The organism is Teichococcus coralli (assembly GCF_009829925.1).
GTDB lineage: Bacteria > Pseudomonadota > Alphaproteobacteria > Acetobacterales > Acetobacteraceae > Pseudoroseomonas > Pseudoroseomonas coralli.
In genome coordinates, this window is the sequence record NZ_SNVJ01000009.1 from 117,420 (window position 1) to 133,313 (window position 15,894).

Below are 15,894 nucleotides of genomic sequence, written 5' to 3' on the forward strand. Positions count from 1 at the left end.
CGCCGGCTGCTACCCCGCGCCGCCATGCCGGACCATACGCGCCCTGCCGTCGCCGAGATCTCCGGCACCGCCGCCGGGGACACCCCGCTGCTTTCCGTCGTCGTGCCGGTGCGCAACGAGGCGCCCAACATCGCGCCGCTGGTCGCTGAGATCGGCGCCGCGCTGGCCGCCATCCCGCACGAGATCGTCTATGTCGACGACGGCTCCACCGATGCCACGGCGGCAACGCTGGACGAGCTGGCGCGCAGCACCCCGGCGCTGCGGGTGCTCGGCCATGTCGCCTCCTGCGGGCAGTCCGCGGCCATTGTCACCGGGGTGCGCGCGGCGCGCGGCGACTGGATCGCCACGCTGGACGGGGACGGGCAGAACGACCCGGCGGACATCCCGGCGCTCTGGGACTTCGCCCTGGCGGAGTCGGCCGCCGGAGGGCCGCCGCTGATGGTGGCGGGCTGGCGGGTGAACCGGCGGGACACCCAGGTGAAGCGGCTCTCCTCGCGGCTGGCCAACCGAATCCGCGCGCGGCTGCTGGGCGACGCCACGCCGGACACCGGCTGCGGCCTGAAGCTGTTCCCCCGCGCGCTGTTCCTCAGCCTGCCGGCCTTCGACCACATGCACCGGTTCCTGCCGGCGCTGGTGCTGCGCCAGGGCGGGCGCGTGGTCAGCCGGCCGGTCAACCACCGGCCGCGCATGCGCGGGCAGTCCAACTACGGAACGCTCGACCGGCTGGCGGTGGGGATCGTGGACCTGTTTGGCGTGATCTGGCTGCAGCGGCGGTGGAAGCGGCCCCGGCTCCGGCCATGAGCGGGGCACCGGAGGCGGGCGCGGCGCGGCGCCGCAGCCCGCGCCGCAGCCCGCTGGCTTCGCTGGGCAAGCTGCTGCTGCTGGCCGGCGGGCTGGGCCTGGCGGGCTGGCTGCTGCGCGAGCTGGGCGGCGCGCCGGGCGGCGAGCAGGCCGAGGCCTGGGTGCGCCGCTTCGGGCTGGAGCAGACCCTTTGGGGCGAGGCCGCCTTTCTGGCGGTGGGAACGCTGGCCGCCACCGTGGGCGTGCCGCGCCAGGGTGTGGCCTTCCTGGGCGGATACGCCTTCGGCCCGCTCTGGGGCGGCGCGCTGGCCATGGTGGCGCAGGCGCTGAGCTGCGTGATCGGCTACGGCTGGGCGCGGCTGGTCGGGCGCGGCTGGGCGGAGCGCCGGCTGGCGGGGCGCTTCGGGCGCCGCCTGCGCGGCCTGCGCGACGCCCTTGCGGCCAGCCCCTTTGGCGCCACCCTCGCCCTGCGCCTGCTGCCCGTCGGCAACAACCTGGCGCTGAACCTGCTGGCGGGGCTTTCCGGCATCCCGGCCTTGCCCTTCCTGGCCGGGTCGCTGGTCGGCTACGTGCCGCAGACGGCGATCTTCGCCCTGGCTGGCGGCGGCGTGGCGGTGGACCACGCCGCACAGCTCTGGCTGGCGGGGGGGCTGTTCCTGGGCTCGGCGGCGATCGGCCTCTGGCTGCTGCGCCGCCATCGCGCCGGGCAGGCCATGGCGACCGACGCATAGGGGGAGCGAGGGGGCGTTTGCCGGCCGTTTCCGCCGGGCTTTCCGGAACAGGCTTGTCGCGCGCCCTGTGATCCCAGTATTGCGAGTCGTTCGCAAAATCGGGATGGGCTGCCATGCCGCCTCGCCGTGCTTTTCTTCTTTCCCTGGCGGCGTCGCTGGGACCGGCCGGGCCGGCGCGGGCGCAATCCTGGCCGCGCCGCGTGACCGACCTGCTGGGCCGCGAGGTCACCATTCCCGCCGAGCCGCGGGCGGTGCTGCTCGGCGAGGGCTTCCAGCTCCTCAACATGGCGCTGGTGCATCCCGACCCCGTTTCGCTGCTGGCCGGCATCGGCGGCGACCTGCAGCAGGTGGACCCGCAAAGCCATGCCGCCTTCCGGCGCGCCTTTCCGGCCCTGGCGCGGGTGCCGCGGCTGACGGCCGGCGTCGGGCAGCCGCTGCCCGCCGAGGCGGCGCTGGCGCTGCGGCCGGATCTGGTGATCCTGAGCGCCTGGCAGGCCGCGAGCGAGGAGACCAGGCGCCTCCTGGAGCATTTCGGCACGCTCGGCACACCCGTGATCTTCGTGGACACCTTCCAGGACCCGCTGGCCAACACGCCGCGGACGATCCGCCTGCTGGGCGTCGCGCTGGGGCGGGAGGCGCAGGCGGAAGCCTTTGCCCGCTTCCACGAGGCGCGGGTGGAGAGCATCCGGGCGCGGGTGGCGGCCGCGGGGGTGGGGCCGAAGGTTCTGTTCACCGCCTTTCCCGGCCGCTGGGACTGCTGCTGGGCGGCCGGCGAGGGCGGGGGAGGCGAGTTCCTCGCCGCGCTCGGCGCCCGCAACGTGGCGGCCGGCCTGCTGGCGGGCCAGCGGGGCGGCACGCTCGGCCTGGAGCAGGTGCTGATGCTGGAGCCGGAGGTCTATATCGGCACCGGCCTCTACCGGCCGGGCGACAGCGGCGGGCTGCAGCTCGGCACCGGGGCGCCGGCGGAGGTGGCGGCGGCCAGCCTCGCGCGCGTGCTGCGGGCGCCGGAACTGGCCGGGCTGCCGGCGGTGCGGGCGGGGCGGGCGCATGGCCTGTGGAACTTCTTCGCCGGAACGGCGATCAACGTCGTGGCGCTGGAAGCGGTGGCGCGCTGGGTGCGGCCGGACCTGTTCGGCGACCTCGACCCGGCGGCGACCCTGGCCGAGATCAACCGCCGCTTCGCCGCCCTGCCCTTCGAGGGCACCTACTGGGTGAGCCAGGGCGCGCCGCAGTAGGACGGCCGCGCCGCCCCGCCGCGAAACCGCGATCCGCCCGCCGGTTCAGGACGGCCGGACGCGGGCGAACTTCTGCACGCGGCGCAATGGCGCCGGCATGGGCTCGCCGGGGAACAGCGAGGCCCAGTCCGTGGCGGCCACCTCGCCCACATAGAGGTCGCCCCGGGAGTCCAGCGCCACGCTGTGCGGGGCGAGGAACTCGCCGGGGCCGCGCCCGGCCTTCGGACTGCCGATGCGCGCGAGCAGCGCGCCGTCATTGCCCATGATGGAGAGCCGTGGCCCGATGTTCGGCGTGGCGCGGTTGACCGGCTGGTAGGGCCCGAGCTCGCCGACCAGGAAGCAGGGCGAGCGGTCGCCGAAGATGGCAAGCCCGCAGGGCCGGTGCAGGTTGTTCACCTGCCGGACGTAGCGCCCCTTGCCGTCGAAGACCTGGATGCGGTGGTTCTCGCGGTCCGCCACATAGACCAGGCCCTCGGCGTCGCAGCAGATGTTGTGCGGCAGGTTGAACTCGCCCGGGCCGGTGCCGGAATGGCCCCAGCTGAACAGGTGCCGCCCGTCCGGCGAGAACTTGTGCACGCAGGCATTGCCGTAGCCGTCCGACACGTAGAGGTCGCCCTCCGGCGACAGCGCCGTGTGCGTGCAGCGGCAGAAGGGCTTGCCGCACATGAACTCGGCCGGCGTGTTCGGCGTGCCGATCTGCATCAGCAGCCGGCCGTCCAGGGTGAACTTGCGGACGGTGTGGTCGCCGTTGTCGGTCAGGTAGATGGTCCCGTCCGGCCCGATGCTGGCCGCATGCGGGTTGGTGAACACGCCGTGCCCCCAGGTGCGCAGCACCTTGCCGCTCTGGTCGAGCACGATGACCGGGTGCTTGCCGCGGTTGAACATGTAGATGCGGTCCTGCGCATCCACGGCCAGGCCGGCGACGTCGCCAAGATCGCCGATGTCGATGTCGTCGGGCAGCTTCGGCCAGCCCTCGACCGGCTCGAACACCCAATCGCCGCCGCCCACCGCCTTGCCCATGATGTCTCCTCCCGTTGCCGCCCGGCTCGCGCGGGTCGTTGCGGGAGCAGCCTAGTCGCGCAGCGCGGGCGTGAGAATGCCCGAACGCCGGAGGTTCCGGCCTGCCGCGCGGCAGGGCTGGCCTGTGCCGGGGCGGGAGCGGGCGGGGCAGGCGGCGCCTTCAGCCGCGCTCCCCGCCGACAGCGTTGATCAGCGCCGTCACCGTCTCGCCCGGACGCAGCGCGAGGCGCCGCACCGCATCCAGCGTGACGCGGGCGAGCAGGATGCTGGGGCCGATGCCGAGGCGGAGGAAGCATTCCCGCTCGCCCGCCGGCTCGATCCCTTGCAGCACGGCAGGCAGGGCATTGTCGGTGGAGAGCGCGGGAGCGCCGGCGCGCGCCACGGCCACGTCGCGCGCGCGCACCCGCAGCCGGATGTGGCGGCCGGCCGGGCCCTCGGGAAAGGGGGCGAGCAGGGTGCCGCCGGGAAAGGCGAGTCGCGTCAGCCCGCGCTCCTGCCCGGCCAGCTCGCAGCGCAGCACCACGCCGGCGTCGCGCCGGGCGGCGAGCAGCGGCAGGTCGGTTCGGGCGGTCAGCGCCTCCAGCGGCCCGGCGGCCTGCACGCGGCCGCCTTGCAGCAGCACCAGCGTGTCGGCCAGCCGGTCGGCTTCCTCCAGGGCGTGGGTGACGTAGAGCATGGGCAGGCGCGCGGCGTCCCGCAGGGCCTCGAAGAAGGGCAGGATCTCGGTGCGGCGGGGCATGTCGAGCGCGGCCAGCGGCTCGTCGAGCAGCAGCAAAGCGGGGCGGGCGAGCAGGGCGCGGCCGAGCGCCACGCGCTGCTTCTCGCCGCCGGAAAGCAGGCCGGGGCGGCGCGCCAGCAGCGGGCCGAGGCCAAGCAGCGCGACCACCTCCTCGAAGCCGGGGCCCTCGGCGCCGCGTGGCGCCCGGCGCAGGCCATAGCGCAGGTTGCCCTCCACCGAGCGGTGCGGAAAGAGGCGGCCCTCCTGGAACACCACCGCGCAGCGCCGCGCCTCGGGGGGGAGGAAGCGGCCGGCGGCGGTGTCCGTCAAGGTGGTGCCGCCGAGGGCGACGCGGCCCTCCCGCGGGCGCAGCAGCCCGGCCACCGCCGCCAGGATGCTGGACTTGCCGCTGCCGGATGCGCCGAACAGCACGGTGACGCCGGGCGCGGGGGCGGTGAAGGCGGCGTCGAGCATGAAGCCGGCGGGACCGGGGAAGCGGTGCCGCAGCGCGACCTCCAGCATCAGCCGCGCCCGAGCCGGCGGGCGAGCCAGCGGGAGAGCAGGTCCGAGGCCAGCAGCCCGAGGATGGCCAGGGTGAAGGAGATGGCGGCCAGTCGCGCCGCCACCGCCTCGCCGCCCGGGCTTTGCGTCGCGCTGTAGATGGCGAGCGGCAGGGTCTGCGTCTCGCCCGGGATGTTGGAGGCGAAGGTGATGACGGCGCCGAACTCGCCCAGCCCGGCGGCGAAGGCCACCACCGCGCCGGACAGCAGGCCGGGCGCCATCAGCGGCAGGGTGACGGTGAGGAAGCGGTCCAGCCGCGTGGCGCCAAGGGTGGCGGCGGCGTCCTCCAGGCCGCGGTCCAGCCCGTCCAGCGAGAGGCGGACGGCGCGGACGATCAGCGGAAAGGTCATGACGCCCGTGGCCAGGGCGGCGCCCTCGGCGGTGAAGGCGAGGCGGATGCCGAACCATTCGGCCAGCGGCGCGCCGACCGGGCCGCGCAGGCCGAAGACAAGCAGCAGCAGCCAACCGGTGACCACCGGGGGCACCACCAGCGGCAAATGCACCAGCGCGTCCAGCAGGGTGCGGCCGGGGAAGCGGCCGCGCGCCAGCAGCAGCGCGACCATGGCCGCCAGCGGCAGCGAAACCGCCACGGCGCGCAGGGAGACGGTGAGGGACAGGCGGAGGGCCTGCCATTCCTCGGGGGTCAGGTGCATGCGGAGGAAAAAGGCCGGGGGAAGGAATTCCCCCGGACCCCCATCTTCTTTTTGCCAGTTTGGCGCCGCGCGGGCCGCCCACGCGGGGACTCGAAGAAAAAAGATGGGGGGTCTGGGGGGAATTCATTCCCCCCGGCCTTTACGCGCGGCACGCCCTCAGCCCGGCAGGGTGAAGCCGAACTGCCGCCAGCGCGGGGCGGCCCCGGGGCCGGTCAGGAAGTCCAGCAGCGCGGCGGCCTCCGGGCGGCCCTTGGCGAGGCGGGTGAGGGCGAAGGGATAGCTGATCGGCGGATGGCTTTCGGGGGGGAAGGTGCCGACCACGCTCACCTTCGCCACGCGCGCGTCCGTGCCATAGACGATGCCGAGCGGCGCCTCGCCGCGCTCCACCAGCAGCAGGGCGGCGCGCACGTTGTCGGCGCGGGCGAGGCGCGGCTCCAGTTCCTGCCACAGGCCGAGCGAGGTCAGCGCCTGCCTGGCGTAGATGCCGGCGGGAACATGCGCCGGGTCGCCCACCGCGAGGCGGCCGCCGGCGCCCAGGCGGGCCAGCAGCTCGGCGCCCTCGCGGGGCTCCAGGGGCTGCGCCTGGTCGGGCGGGGCGATCAGCACCAGGCTGTTGCTGAGCGTGGCGCGGCGGCTGCCGGGGAGGATGAGGTCGCGCTTCGCCAGGTAGTCCATCCATTGCTCGTCGGCGGAGGCGAAGAGGTCCGCCGGCGCGCCCTGCTCGATCTGCCGCGCCAGGGTGGAGGAGGCGGCGAAGGACATGCGCGGCGCCGGGCGGCCCGCCTCCTCCCAGGCCGCCGCCTGGGCGCGCAGCGCATCCTGCAGGCTGGCCGCGGCGAAGACGGTCAGCGGTGCCGCCTGCGCGCGGGCACGGCGCGGCAGGGCGGGGGCGGCTGCCGGGGCGGCGAGCAGGGCGGCAAGCAGGGTGCGGCGTTGCATGGAGGGGGACGTTATGTTTCTTCGGATATAACGGCAAGCCTGGATCGGGTTGGTTCCGCGTGCTTTGCTCGGGCGATGGCGGAAGGGCGGGAACGGCTGGTGGCGCATCTGCGCGTGTCGGTCGGAGCGAGCACGCGGCTTGGTCCTGGCAAGGCCGACCTGCTGGAGGCGGTGGGGCGGGAAGGCTCGATCAGCGCGGCGGGGCGGCGGCTCGGCATGTCCTATGCGCGGGCCTGGCGGCTGGTGAACGAGCTGGAGGAAGGCTTCGGCCGGCCGCTGGTGCAGGCGGCGCGCGGCGGCGGCGGTGGCGGCGGGGCGCGGCTGACGCCGCTCGGCGAGCAGGTGCTGGCGGCCTATCGGCGGATGCAGGCGCAGGCGGAAGCCGCGGTGGCGGCCGAGGTGGCGGGGCTGCGTGCCCTGCTTTCGCCGCCGGCCTCCCGCGAAGGGGAGGCCGGCGAGCCGGCTCAGGCGGCGCCGCGGGTCAGATGGAGGTAGCCGAGCTGCCCTTGCAGCCTCTGCAGGCACTGCTCGGCCGTCATGGTGCCGGTCAGGCCGGTGGGCTCGATCAGCGCGAGGGCAAAGCCCTGGGTGATGAAGTTCTGCAGGTATTGCAGCGGCGGCAGGATGGGGCGGGTGCTGCCCTCGTGGAACTCGACGATCAGCGTCAGGTCCGGGGAGCGGTCCATCAGCGCCCTGGCGCCCTGGAAGACGTAGGGCTCGGCGCCCTCCACATCCACCTTCATGACGTTGACGGCGGGCACATCGGCCAGCAGCGCGTCGAGCGGCGCAGCCCTGACCTCGACCTGATGCGAGCCCTGCGGGCCGCCCATGGTCGAGCCGCCGCCGGAATACTCGTCCGTGTAGCTGAAGCGGAGCGTCGCCTCCTCGGCATGGACGGCGAGGTTGTGCAGCGTCACCCAGCCGTCGAAGCCGTTGATCGAGACGGACTTGCGCAGGTGCCTGAAGATCTGCGGATTGGCCTCGAAGGAGTAGACCTTGCCGGCGGCGCCGACCCAGGCGGCGCTGAGAAGCGTGTAGTAGCCGAAATTGGCGCCCACATCGAGAAAGGTCATGCCCGGCTTCACGGCTTCGGCGATGATCTTCTCGATCCAGGGCTCCCAGCGGCCCTCCAGCATCAGGTGCGAGCAGATGCCGACGTCGCGCGTGTCCACGTAGATGCGGTGGCCGGTGTAGAGCCGGGTCAGCGCCTCGTGGTCGCCCAGGTAGAGGGTGTGGGCGTTGCGCATCTGGTTGAGCTGGGCTTCCAGCCGGGTGATGCGCCGGACCAGGTTGGTCTCGATCTCGGCCAGCCGGGACTGCACGGCGTGGAGGCCGGCCCCGAAGGTTTCGGCGGCGGCCGAGGGCCGCGCCTCCAGCCGCGCGATCGGCGGCAGGAGGTTGGCCTCGATCTCCGCCAGCCTGGACTGCACGGCCTGGAGGCCGCTCTGGAGCGCCTCGGCGGCGGCTGGCGGCTGCGCCTCCAGCCGGGTGATCGGCGGCAGGAGGTTGGCTTCGATCTCCGTCAGCCTGGACTGCACGGCCTGGAGGCCGCTCTGGAGCGCCTCGGCGGCGGCTGGCGGCTGCGCCTCCAGCCGGGTGATCGGCGGCAGGAGGTTGGCTTCGATCTCCGTCAGCCTGGACTGCACGGCCTGGAGGCCGCTCTGGAGGGCCTCGGCGGCGGTTGGCGAATGCGCCTCCAGCCGGGTGATCGGCCGCAGCAGCCTGGTCTCGACCTCGGCCAGCCTGCTTTGCAGCGCGCTCAGCCCGGCATCAACGGCCGCGGCGGTGGCGGGCGGCGGGGGCGGGGTGCCGGCCCCGGCGGCGAGCCGGTCCTGCAAGGCCCGGATGCCGGCCTCCACACTCGCCAGCATTCTCGTGAGGTGATCGGAGGATGGATGCGTCTCACTCATTAAGATTTCCGGCGGCGCGGTTTTGCGCCTAATAGGGGAGGGCCTTGGGCCTGCGGACAGTGCCCGTCAGGCTCTGCCAGAGCAAGGCATAAGCGAAAATGCTTCCTAAACCCTTTCCCGCCATGCAAGCAGGGCAGCGCCGGCCAGGGCGCCGCGCGGCTCCCGCGCCGCTGGGCGAGGCAGGCGGCGCGGCAGGGAGAAACCCTTGATCCTTCACGCTGATTCCATCCCCGACGGGGAAATCCTCCAGGCCGACGTGTGCATCGTCGGCGGCGGCGCCGTCGGCTTGCAGATGGCCCGCCGGCTGATCGCCGCCGGCATGCAGGTGGTGATCGCCGAGAGCGGCGAGGAGGAGGCCAGCCAGCGGGCGCAGGACCTCAACATCGGCACGCAATCCGGCCGCAACGCCGGCGGGCTGCGCGACATCCGGCTGCGCCAGCTCGGCGGCACCATGCACCTCTGGGGCGGCAACTGCCGGCCGCTCGACCCGATCGACTTCCAGGCGCGCGAGTGGGTGCCGAACAGCGGCTGGCCGCTCTCCTATGCCGACATGGCGCCCTATTTCGAGGCGGCGCACGGCCTGCTGCGGCTGGAGGAGTTCGCCTACCGGCCGGAGGCGCCGAGCCTCGTGACCGATCCCGGCCCGGCGCAGCCCTTCGAGGAGACGCTGTTCCGCCTCACCCGCTTCGTGCCCGGCACCCGCGCGCCATTCCTTGGCGAGTTCGCGCAGTACCATGCCGAGGAGCTGCGGAACTCGGACCGGCTGCGCGTGCTGGTCGGCGCCAACGTGTCGCAGATCTTCCTGACCGAGGACCGCCGCTCGGTGCGCGAGCTCTACGCGCTCACCTTCCAGGGCCGGGAGCTGCACCTGCGCGCCAAGGCCTATGTGTTCGCCTGCGGCGGCATCGAGACGGCCCGGCTGCTGCTGGCCTCGCGCGAGGACATGCCGGCGGGCATCGGCAATCACGGCGATTCGCTCGGGCGCTACTTCATGGAGCACCCGCACGGGCTGGCCGCCTTCCTGATCGCCGAGAAGTCCCGGGTGGCGGCGCTGCGGCCCTTCAGCCCCGGCATCCGGGTGGGCGACGCGGTGATCCACCGGCGCATCCGCCTCGCCGACCACACGCAGCGCGGGCTCGGCCTGCTGAACATGATCTTCCAGCTCATCGCGGTGAACATGAAGCCGCATGAGGAGAACCAGTACGAGACGCATTTCCGCGCCCTGGAGGCGACGGTGGACGATCCGGCGCAGTGGCAACGCTTCTACGTGGTGTTCCTGGCCGAGCAGTTTCCCTCGCGCGACAGCCGCGTCACGCTCGGCGCCGAGACCGACTTCTTCGGCATGCCGCGCGCCGACCTGAACTGGCAGGTGGGGGACCTCGACTTCAAGACGGTCTCCACCGCGCTTTCGCTGCTCGGCCAGCATGTCTTCACCGCGCCCGACTTCCGCATGAAGGGACATGTCGCCAGCACGACGAAGGACTGGATCGTCGGCCATGGGGCGCACCACCTCGGCACCACGCGGATGAGCGCGACGCCAAGGGATGGCGTGGTGGACCGCGACTGCCGCATCCACGGCCTGAGCAACGGCTTCTGCGCCGGCAGCTCGGTGTTCCCGACCGCGGGCATGTCCAACCCGATGCTGACCTCGCTGGCCATCGGCCTCCGCCTGGCGCGCCACCTGGAGGCCAGCCTGCCCTTCATGCCGGCGCCCGACCCAGGCCTGGCGCCACGCCGGCCGCGGGAGTTCGAGGAGAGCGCGGCGTCCCCGGCGATGGCCTGAGAGCGGCCAGGGGGGCGCCGCCCCGCTGGACCTCGCCATCAGCGAAGCAGACCGGCTCCTCAGGCCGCGCGCCCGCGCGGCCGGCCCAGCGCGGCCCGCGCCGCCTCCATGGCCCAGCCCGCCGCCAGGCCGAGCGCCGGGTTCAGCAGGGCCGTCGCGGCGGCCGTGAGGCCGATCGCAGGCCAGCAGGCCCGGCGGGCATCGAACAGGCGCCGCGACAGGGCCAGGTCGCCGCCGGCCACCAGCAGCAGGGCGCCGACCGCCGCCGGGGGGATGGCGGCGAACAAGGCCGCGGCGCTGCCGGCAAAGCCGAGCGCCAGCACCAGCAGGGCCAGGCCGAACAGCACCGGGGCCAGGCCCGTGCGCGCGCCGAAGCGGTGCTGCGCCGCCACGCCGCCGGCGCCGTGGCACATCGGCATGGCGCCGAAGGGCGCGAGGAGGAGGTTCGCCAATCCGGAGGTGAGCGCGAGGTTCCGCACCGTCGCGCGGGCGGCGCGCTCCGGATAAAGGTCGCGGCAGAGGGCGGCGGTGACGATGACGGCGTTGGTCAGGGTCAGCGGCAGTTGCGGCAGCACCGCGCGTTCTGCTGCCTGCCAGAGCGTCGTCCAGCTCCCCGGCAGCGCCAGGGCGGGGAAGTGCGGGGCGAAGCCCGGGGCGGCGGGCAGGGTGGTGAGGCCGGTCGAGAGGCCGGCGCCGATGGCGGCCAGCAGCACCAGCGGCGCGGCCGGGGCCTGCGGCCAGAGGCGGGGCAGGCCGAGCAGCAGGGCGAGCGCGGGGAGGCCGATCCAGGGCATCCCGGCGACCATGTGGAGGCCGAGCCACCCCATGCCGAGGCCGAGGCCGAGCTGCAGGCCCGCGATGACGGATTGCGGAATGAGCCGGGCCAGCCGCCCGATCAGGCCGGTCGTGGCGAGTGCCAGGAGCAGGGCGCCGATGACAAGGCCGGCGGCGGCGGTGGCTTCGGGCGTGAGCTGGCCGGTCAACAGCACGGCGGAGACCGCCTTCATCGGCTGCACCGCCATCGGAAGGCCATAGAACAGGCCGGAGGCCACCAGGGACAGGCCGAAGCCGAACAGCACGCCTGCCGGCGCCAGCCCGGCCACGGTCATGGCGCCGACGACATGCGGGATGAAGGTGCCGAGGTCGCCGCAGGCGCCGGCGAGCTCGCCGGCCAGGCGTGGCCGTGGCGCGCTTCCGCCGTGCTGGGGCTGGCTGTCGCTCATGCCGTTTCGTAGCGCGCTGCCGGGCGCCGTGCCACTCCGGCGAGTGGCGGGGTCCGGGGTGACCCTGCGACCCCGGCGGGAGGGGCCGGGGAGGGGCCGGGGAGGAAGGCGCCCTCCCCGGGGGTCACCGCTTGCGCCGCCCGCCTTTCTTCTTCTCGGGATCGTACCCGCCGCCGCCCGGCCCGAGCGGCTTCGGCTTCCAGTCCTTTTTCGGCGCGGAGGGCTGCATCGAGCGCCCGGCGCGGTTCGGCTCCAGCGGCGTGTCGAGGCCGAGTTCGAGGCTTTCCAGGCGCTTGATCTCGTCGCGCAGGCGGGCGGCGGTCTCGAACTCCAGGTCGGCGGCGGCGGCGCGCATCTTGCGCTCCAGCTCGGCGATCGAGGCGCGCAGGTCCTTGCCGACGAACTCGGCGGGGCCGGCCTCCTCCGCGCCGGTGGGGGCGACGGTGACGTAGTCCTGCTCGTAGACGGATTGCAGCACGTCGCTGATCTGCCGGCGGATGGTCTGCGGCGTGATGCCGTGCGCCGCGTTCCATTCCTGCTGCTTGGTGCGGCGCCGCTCGGTCTCCTCCAGGGCGTTGCGCAGGCTGTTGGTCATGCGGTCGGCGTAGAGCACCACGCGGCCCTCGGCGTTGCGCGCGGCGCGGCCGATGGTCTGGATCAGCGAGGTGGTGGAGCGCAGGAAGCCTTCCTTGTCGGCGTCCAGGATGGCGACCAGCGCGCATTCCGGGATGTCGAGCCCCTCGCGCAGCAGGTTGATGCCGACCAGCACGTCGAACACGCCCTTGCGCAGGTCGCGGATGATCTCGATGCGCTCCAGCGTGTCCACGTCCGAGTGCAGGTAGCGGACCTTGATGCCCGCTTCCGTCATGTATTCGGTCAGGTCCTCGGCCATGCGCTTGGTCAGCGTGGTCACCAGCACGCGGCCACCCTTGGCCATGACGTCGCGGCACTCGGCGAGCAGGTCGTCCACCTGCCCCTCGACAGGGCGGATCTCGCAGACCGGATCGGTCAGGCCGGTGGGGCGGATCACCTGCTCGGCGAAGGTGCCGCCGGCGCGCTCCATCTCCCACGGCCCGGGGGTGGCGCTGACGAAGAGGCTGTCGGGGCGGAAGCTGTCCCACTCCTCGAACTTCAGTGGGCGGTTGTCCATGCAGGAGGGCAGGCGGAAGCCGAACTCGGCCAGGATCGACTTGCGCGCGAAGTCGCCGCGGTACATGCCGCCGATCTGCGGCACGGTGACGTGGCTCTCATCGACGATGAGCAGGGCGTTCTCGGGCAGGTATTCGAAGAGGGTCGGCGGCGGCTGGCCCGGGCCGCGGCCGGAAAGGTAGCGCGAGTAGTTCTCGATGCCTTTGCAGGAGCCGGTGGTCTCCATCATCTCCAGGTCGAAGGTGGTGCGCTGCTCCAGGCGCTGGGCCTCCAGCAGCTTGCCCTCGGCGTTCAGCTTCTCCAGCGTCTGCTTCAGCTCGACGCGGATGTCGCGGATCGCCTGGAGCAGCGTGGGACGCGGGGTGACGTAGTGGCTGTTGGCGTAGATGGCGACGTTCTCCATCTCGCCGGCGATCTCGCCGGTCAGCGGGTCGAACTCGCGCAGGCTGTCGATTTCGTCGCCGAACAGCGAGATGCGCCAGGCGCGGTCCTCCAGGTGGGAGGGCCAGACGTCCACCGTCTCGCCGCGCACGCGGAAGGTGCCGCGCTGGAAGCCGGCGTCGTTGCGGCGGTACTGCTGCTCGACCAGCGCCTTCAGGAGCTGCTCGCGGCCGATGCGGCCGCCGAGCTGCAGCTTGACCACCATGTTGGAATACAGCTCGACCGAGCCGATGCCGTAAATGCAGGAGACCGAGGCGACGATGATGACGTCGTTGCGCTCCAGCAGCGCCTGGGTGGCGCTGTGGCGCATGCGGTCGATCTGCTCGTTGATCTGCGCGTCCTTCTCGATATAGGTGTCGGAGCGCGGCACATAGGCTTCCGGCTGGTAGTAGTCGTAGTAGCTGACGAAGTATTCCACCGCATTCTCGGGGAAGAAGGACTTCATCTCGCCGTAGAGCTGGGCCGCCAGCGTCTTGTTGGGCGCCAGAATCAGCGTCGGGCGCTGCACCTGCTCGATCACCTTGGCCATGCTGAAGGTCTTGCCCGAGCCGGTGACGCCGAGCAGCACCTGGTCCCGCTCGCTCTGCTGAAGCCCCTCCACCAGTTGCGCGATGGCGGTGGGCTGGTCGCCCGCCGGCTCATAGGGGGAGACGACCTGAAGCCGCCGGGTCTGCGGCGGGGCGGGGCGCTTGGGTGGCAAAAAGGGGGTGGCGGCGGGGATGATGAGGTTCATGCGCTGCTTACCGGAAGGCGGAGCCCGGATGTGGGGTTGGTGCCCGCGAAACGCCAGCGGCACGGGGACGTTTAGGGAACATTACCTCTGATGCGGGAGGGAAGCCGGAAGCAGGGCATATTTTTGTGATCCGGTTACCTTCTTTAAGAGTTATTCACCATTAGCCGCCATGATGCGGGCCAGCCGATCGACCACTGCATCGCCGCGGAGCTGCACAGAATGTGCGAATTGCCTGACGCCTCCAGCCTGACCGAACAGGACATCGCCGAGATCACCGCCGGCGCGCGTGGCCTGCCTGGGGAATGGAGCGTGTTCCCGCACGTTAACTTTTCCGGCGAGGTGATTCTGATGCTGAACCCCCTCGCCTGGGAGGAGGAGGACAAGGCCATCATGGTGCGGCGCGATCCCGCCGGGATCCGCGTGCTGTTGAGCAACGGCGACCAGGTTTTGCTCCGGGCCACCGTGCCGGACGGGACCGCGGCGGTCGAGGCCGCCTGGCGGGCAACCGGCTGGGAGGCCGAAGTGGGGCACTCGCGCGTCGCCTGACGCGCCGAGTCGGCCCCACCGGTTCAGTTTCCGTCTCGCCCGGGGTGTGGCGCCCGGAGGGCGCGCGCCGGCTCAGATCGCCGCTTCGGCCAGGATGCGGGAGACATCGCCGCCCCACTCGGTGGCGCAGCGGCGCAGCCAGCGGTCGGCCTGGGTTTCGCCGCTCTCCAGGATGGCGTCCAATGGCGCCAGGTAGCGTTCCTCGCCCTGGCCGCGGGCGCGCAGCCCGTCCCGCGCGATGGCCAGCACGTCCCGGCCCCAGTCGCGCAGCGGGCGGCCGCGGAAGGGCGTGGTGAGAGCCCCCTCGGGCACGCCGGTGCGCAGCGCCTGCATTTCCGGCACGGTCCAGTCCCGCACCAGGGCATAGGCCGCCTTCTGCGCCGCGTCGTCATAGATCAGGCCGACCCAGAAGGCCGAGAGGGCGAGCATCATCGCCGGGCTGCCGGCATCGGCGCCGCGCATCTCCAGGAAGCGCTTGAGGCGGACATCGGTGAACACGGTGGTGACGTGATCGCCCCAGTCGCCCATGCTGGCGGTGATGCCGGGGTGGCCGGGCAGGCCGCTCGCCATGAACTGGCGGAAGGTGACGCCGGTGGCGTCGATCCACCGGCCCTCGCGCATGATGAAGTACATCGGCACGTCGAGCACGTGCGCGGCGAAGCGCTCGAAGCCGAAGCCGGGCTCGAAGGCGACGGGCGGAATGCCGGTGCGGTCGGGGTCGGTTTCGGTCCAGACGCGGCCGCGCAGGGTGCGCAGCCCGTTGGGGCGGCCCTCGGAAAAGGGAGAGTTGGCGAAGAGGGCGGTGGCCAGCGGCTGCAACGCCAGGCTGACGCGCAGCTTCTCCACCATGTCGGCCTCGTCGCCGAAGTCGAGGTTCACCTGCACGGTGCAGGTGCGCAGCATCATGTCGAGCCCCATGCGGCCGACGCGGGGCATGTACTGCCGCATGATGGCGTAGCGGCCCTTCGGCATCCAGGGCATCTGCTCGCGCGTCGCCAGCGGGTGGAAGCCGAGGGGGGCGAAGCCGAGGTCGAGCGGGGCGGCCACGGCGCGAACCTCGGCGATGTGGTTCTCCAGCTCGGCGGCGACGGCGTCCATCCCCTCCAGCGGCGCGCCGGACAGCTCGAACTGGCCGCCCGGCTCCAGGCTGATCGAGGCCTGGCCGCGCTTCAGGCCGATCGGGTTGCCGTTGTCCAGGATGGGCTCCCAGCCATGCGCCTGCAGCCCCTCCAGCATGGCGCGGATGCCCTGCGGCTCGTAGGGCGGGGGGGAGAGGTCGCCGCGGCGGAAGCCGAACTTCTCGTGCTCCACCCCGATGCGCCAGTCGGCGCGGGGCTTGCTGCCCTGGGCGAACCACTCGGCCAGTTGCCGCACGGACGTGATCGGCGTGAGATCGGCCTCGCCGGGATTGGACATCGTGACCTTCCGTGCGCACCCGCACGGGCGGCGGC

The 15,894-nt window shown here is 72.8% G+C and carries 14 protein-coding genes; 6 read left to right on the forward strand and 8 right to left on the reverse strand.

From position 1 onward, the window contains the following. The first annotated feature begins 24 nt into the window (after positions 1 to 24). From E0493_RS12275 to E0493_RS12285, 3 genes are all read left to right on the forward strand, one after another. Positions 25 to 801, forward strand: coding sequence for a glycosyltransferase family 2 protein (locus E0493_RS12275; RefSeq protein WP_160937243.1), 777 nt, complete (start codon positions 25 to 27; stop codon positions 799 to 801). Then, positions 798 to 1,532: a TVP38/TMEM64 family protein gene (locus E0493_RS12280; RefSeq protein WP_160937244.1), complete on the forward strand. Its 735-nt coding sequence runs from the start codon at positions 798 to 800 to the stop codon at positions 1,530 to 1,532. The genes E0493_RS12275 and E0493_RS12280 overlap by 4 nt, the downstream gene beginning before the upstream one ends. A 113-nt stretch (positions 1,533 to 1,645) precedes the next feature. After that, positions 1,646 to 2,767 carry an ABC transporter substrate-binding protein gene (locus E0493_RS12285; protein WP_160937245.1) on the forward strand — a complete coding sequence of 374 codons (1,122 nt, stop codon included), beginning with the start codon at positions 1,646 to 1,648 and terminating at the stop codon, positions 2,765 to 2,767. Between the two features lie 45 nt (positions 2,768 to 2,812). Here E0493_RS12285 and E0493_RS12290 read toward each other — a convergent pair whose 3' ends face one another. The 4 genes from E0493_RS12290 to modA all read right to left on the reverse strand — a co-directional run bounded on the left by E0493_RS12290 (position 2,813) and on the right by modA (position 6,658). After that, a complete protein-coding gene (locus E0493_RS12290) occupies positions 2,813 to 3,787 on the reverse strand; it encodes a peptidyl-alpha-hydroxyglycine alpha-amidating lyase family protein (RefSeq protein WP_160937246.1) in 975 nt (324 codons plus the stop codon). Positions 3,788 to 3,947: 160 nt separating this feature from the next. Beyond that, complete coding sequence (gene modC, locus E0493_RS12295) at positions 3,948 to 5,027, reverse strand: molybdenum ABC transporter ATP-binding protein (protein WP_160937247.1); 1,080 nt, start codon at positions 5,025 to 5,027, stop codon at positions 3,948 to 3,950. Beyond that, positions 5,027 to 5,719: a molybdate ABC transporter permease subunit gene (gene modB, locus E0493_RS12300; protein ID WP_160937248.1), complete on the reverse strand. Its 693-nt coding sequence runs from the start codon at positions 5,717 to 5,719 to the stop codon at positions 5,027 to 5,029. The genes modC and modB overlap by 1 nt, the downstream gene beginning before the upstream one ends. Before the next feature lie 156 nt (positions 5,720 to 5,875). Beyond that, on the reverse strand, positions 5,876 to 6,658 hold the full coding sequence (gene modA / locus E0493_RS12305) for a molybdate ABC transporter substrate-binding protein (RefSeq protein ID WP_160937249.1): 783 nt from the start codon (positions 6,656 to 6,658) through the stop codon (positions 5,876 to 5,878). 99 nt (positions 6,659 to 6,757) lie between these two features. On the opposite strand from modA, the gene E0493_RS12310 reads away from it, so the two are divergent. Further along, the gene (locus E0493_RS12310) at positions 6,758 to 7,153 is read left to right on the forward strand and encodes a winged helix-turn-helix domain-containing protein (protein ID WP_367614507.1); all 396 of its coding nucleotides are present in this window, start codon (positions 6,758 to 6,760) and stop codon (positions 7,151 to 7,153) included. Here E0493_RS12310 and E0493_RS12315 read toward each other — a convergent pair. After that, positions 7,123 to 8,568 carry an FkbM family methyltransferase gene (locus tag E0493_RS12315; RefSeq protein ID WP_160937251.1) on the reverse strand — a complete coding sequence of 482 codons (1,446 nt, stop codon included), beginning with the start codon at positions 8,566 to 8,568 and terminating at the stop codon, positions 7,123 to 7,125. The genes E0493_RS12310 and E0493_RS12315 overlap by 31 nt on opposite strands. Positions 8,569 to 8,773: 205 nt before the next feature. On the opposite strand from E0493_RS12315, the gene E0493_RS12320 reads away from it, so the two are divergent. Beyond that, positions 8,774 to 10,351, forward strand: coding sequence for an FAD-dependent oxidoreductase (locus E0493_RS12320; RefSeq protein ID WP_160937252.1), 1,578 nt, complete (start codon positions 8,774 to 8,776; stop codon positions 10,349 to 10,351). 59 nt (positions 10,352 to 10,410) lie between these two features. Here E0493_RS12320 and E0493_RS12325 read toward each other — a convergent pair whose 3' ends face one another. Continuing rightward, a complete protein-coding gene (locus tag E0493_RS12325; protein ID WP_160937253.1) occupies positions 10,411 to 11,574 on the reverse strand; it encodes a putative sulfate/molybdate transporter in 1,164 nt (387 codons plus the stop codon). Between the two features lie 124 nt (positions 11,575 to 11,698). Then, positions 11,699 to 13,897 (reverse strand): excinuclease ABC subunit UvrB, encoded by a 2,199-nt coding sequence (uvrB, locus tag E0493_RS12330; RefSeq protein WP_160937254.1) that lies wholly within the window; start codon positions 13,895 to 13,897, stop codon positions 11,699 to 11,701. A gap of 219 nt (positions 13,898 to 14,116) precedes the next feature. Here uvrB and E0493_RS12335 point away from each other — a divergent pair, with 219 nt between their 5' ends. After that, positions 14,117 to 14,443 carry a hypothetical protein gene (locus E0493_RS12335; protein ID WP_160937255.1) on the forward strand — a complete coding sequence of 109 codons (327 nt, stop codon included), beginning with the start codon at positions 14,117 to 14,119 and terminating at the stop codon, positions 14,441 to 14,443. Between the two features lie 72 nt (positions 14,444 to 14,515). Here the strand turns inward: E0493_RS12335 and E0493_RS12340 are convergent, their stop codons facing one another. Further along, positions 14,516 to 15,859, reverse strand: a complete 1,344-nt coding sequence (locus E0493_RS12340) for a glutamate--cysteine ligase (protein WP_160937256.1) — start codon at positions 15,857 to 15,859, stop codon at positions 14,516 to 14,518. Positions 15,860 to 15,894: the final 35 nt, after the last annotated feature.

Coding starts and splice junctions, on each gene's coding strand:
- E0493_RS12275 (WP_160937243.1), top strand. CDS start 25: ATGCCGGACCATACGCGCCCTGCCGTCGCCGAGATCTCCGGCACCGCC.
- E0493_RS12280 (WP_160937244.1), top strand. CDS start 798: ATGAGCGGGGCACCGGAGGCGGGCGCGGCGCGGCGCCGCAGCCCGCGC.
- E0493_RS12285 (WP_160937245.1), top strand. CDS start 1,646: ATGCCGCCTCGCCGTGCTTTTCTTCTTTCCCTGGCGGCGTCGCTGGGA.
- E0493_RS12290 (WP_160937246.1), bottom strand. CDS start 3,787: ATGGGCAAGGCGGTGGGCGGCGGCGATTGGGTGTTCGAGCCGGTCGAG.
- modC (WP_160937247.1), bottom strand. CDS start 5,027: ATGCTGGAGGTCGCGCTGCGGCACCGCTTCCCCGGTCCCGCCGGCTTC.
- modB (WP_160937248.1), bottom strand. CDS start 5,719: ATGCACCTGACCCCCGAGGAATGGCAGGCCCTCCGCCTGTCCCTCACC.
- modA (WP_160937249.1), bottom strand. CDS start 6,658: ATGCAACGCCGCACCCTGCTTGCCGCCCTGCTCGCCGCCCCGGCAGCC.
- E0493_RS12315 (WP_160937251.1), bottom strand. CDS start 8,568: ATGAGTGAGACGCATCCATCCTCCGATCACCTCACGAGAATGCTGGCG.
- E0493_RS12325 (WP_160937253.1), bottom strand. CDS start 11,574: ATGAGCGACAGCCAGCCCCAGCACGGCGGAAGCGCGCCACGGCCACGC.
- uvrB (WP_160937254.1), bottom strand. CDS start 13,897: ATGAACCTCATCATCCCCGCCGCCACCCCCTTTTTGCCACCCAAGCGC.
- E0493_RS12335 (WP_160937255.1), top strand. CDS start 14,117: ATGTGCGAATTGCCTGACGCCTCCAGCCTGACCGAACAGGACATCGCC.
- E0493_RS12340 (WP_160937256.1), bottom strand. CDS start 15,859: ATGTCCAATCCCGGCGAGGCCGATCTCACGCCGATCACGTCCGTGCGG.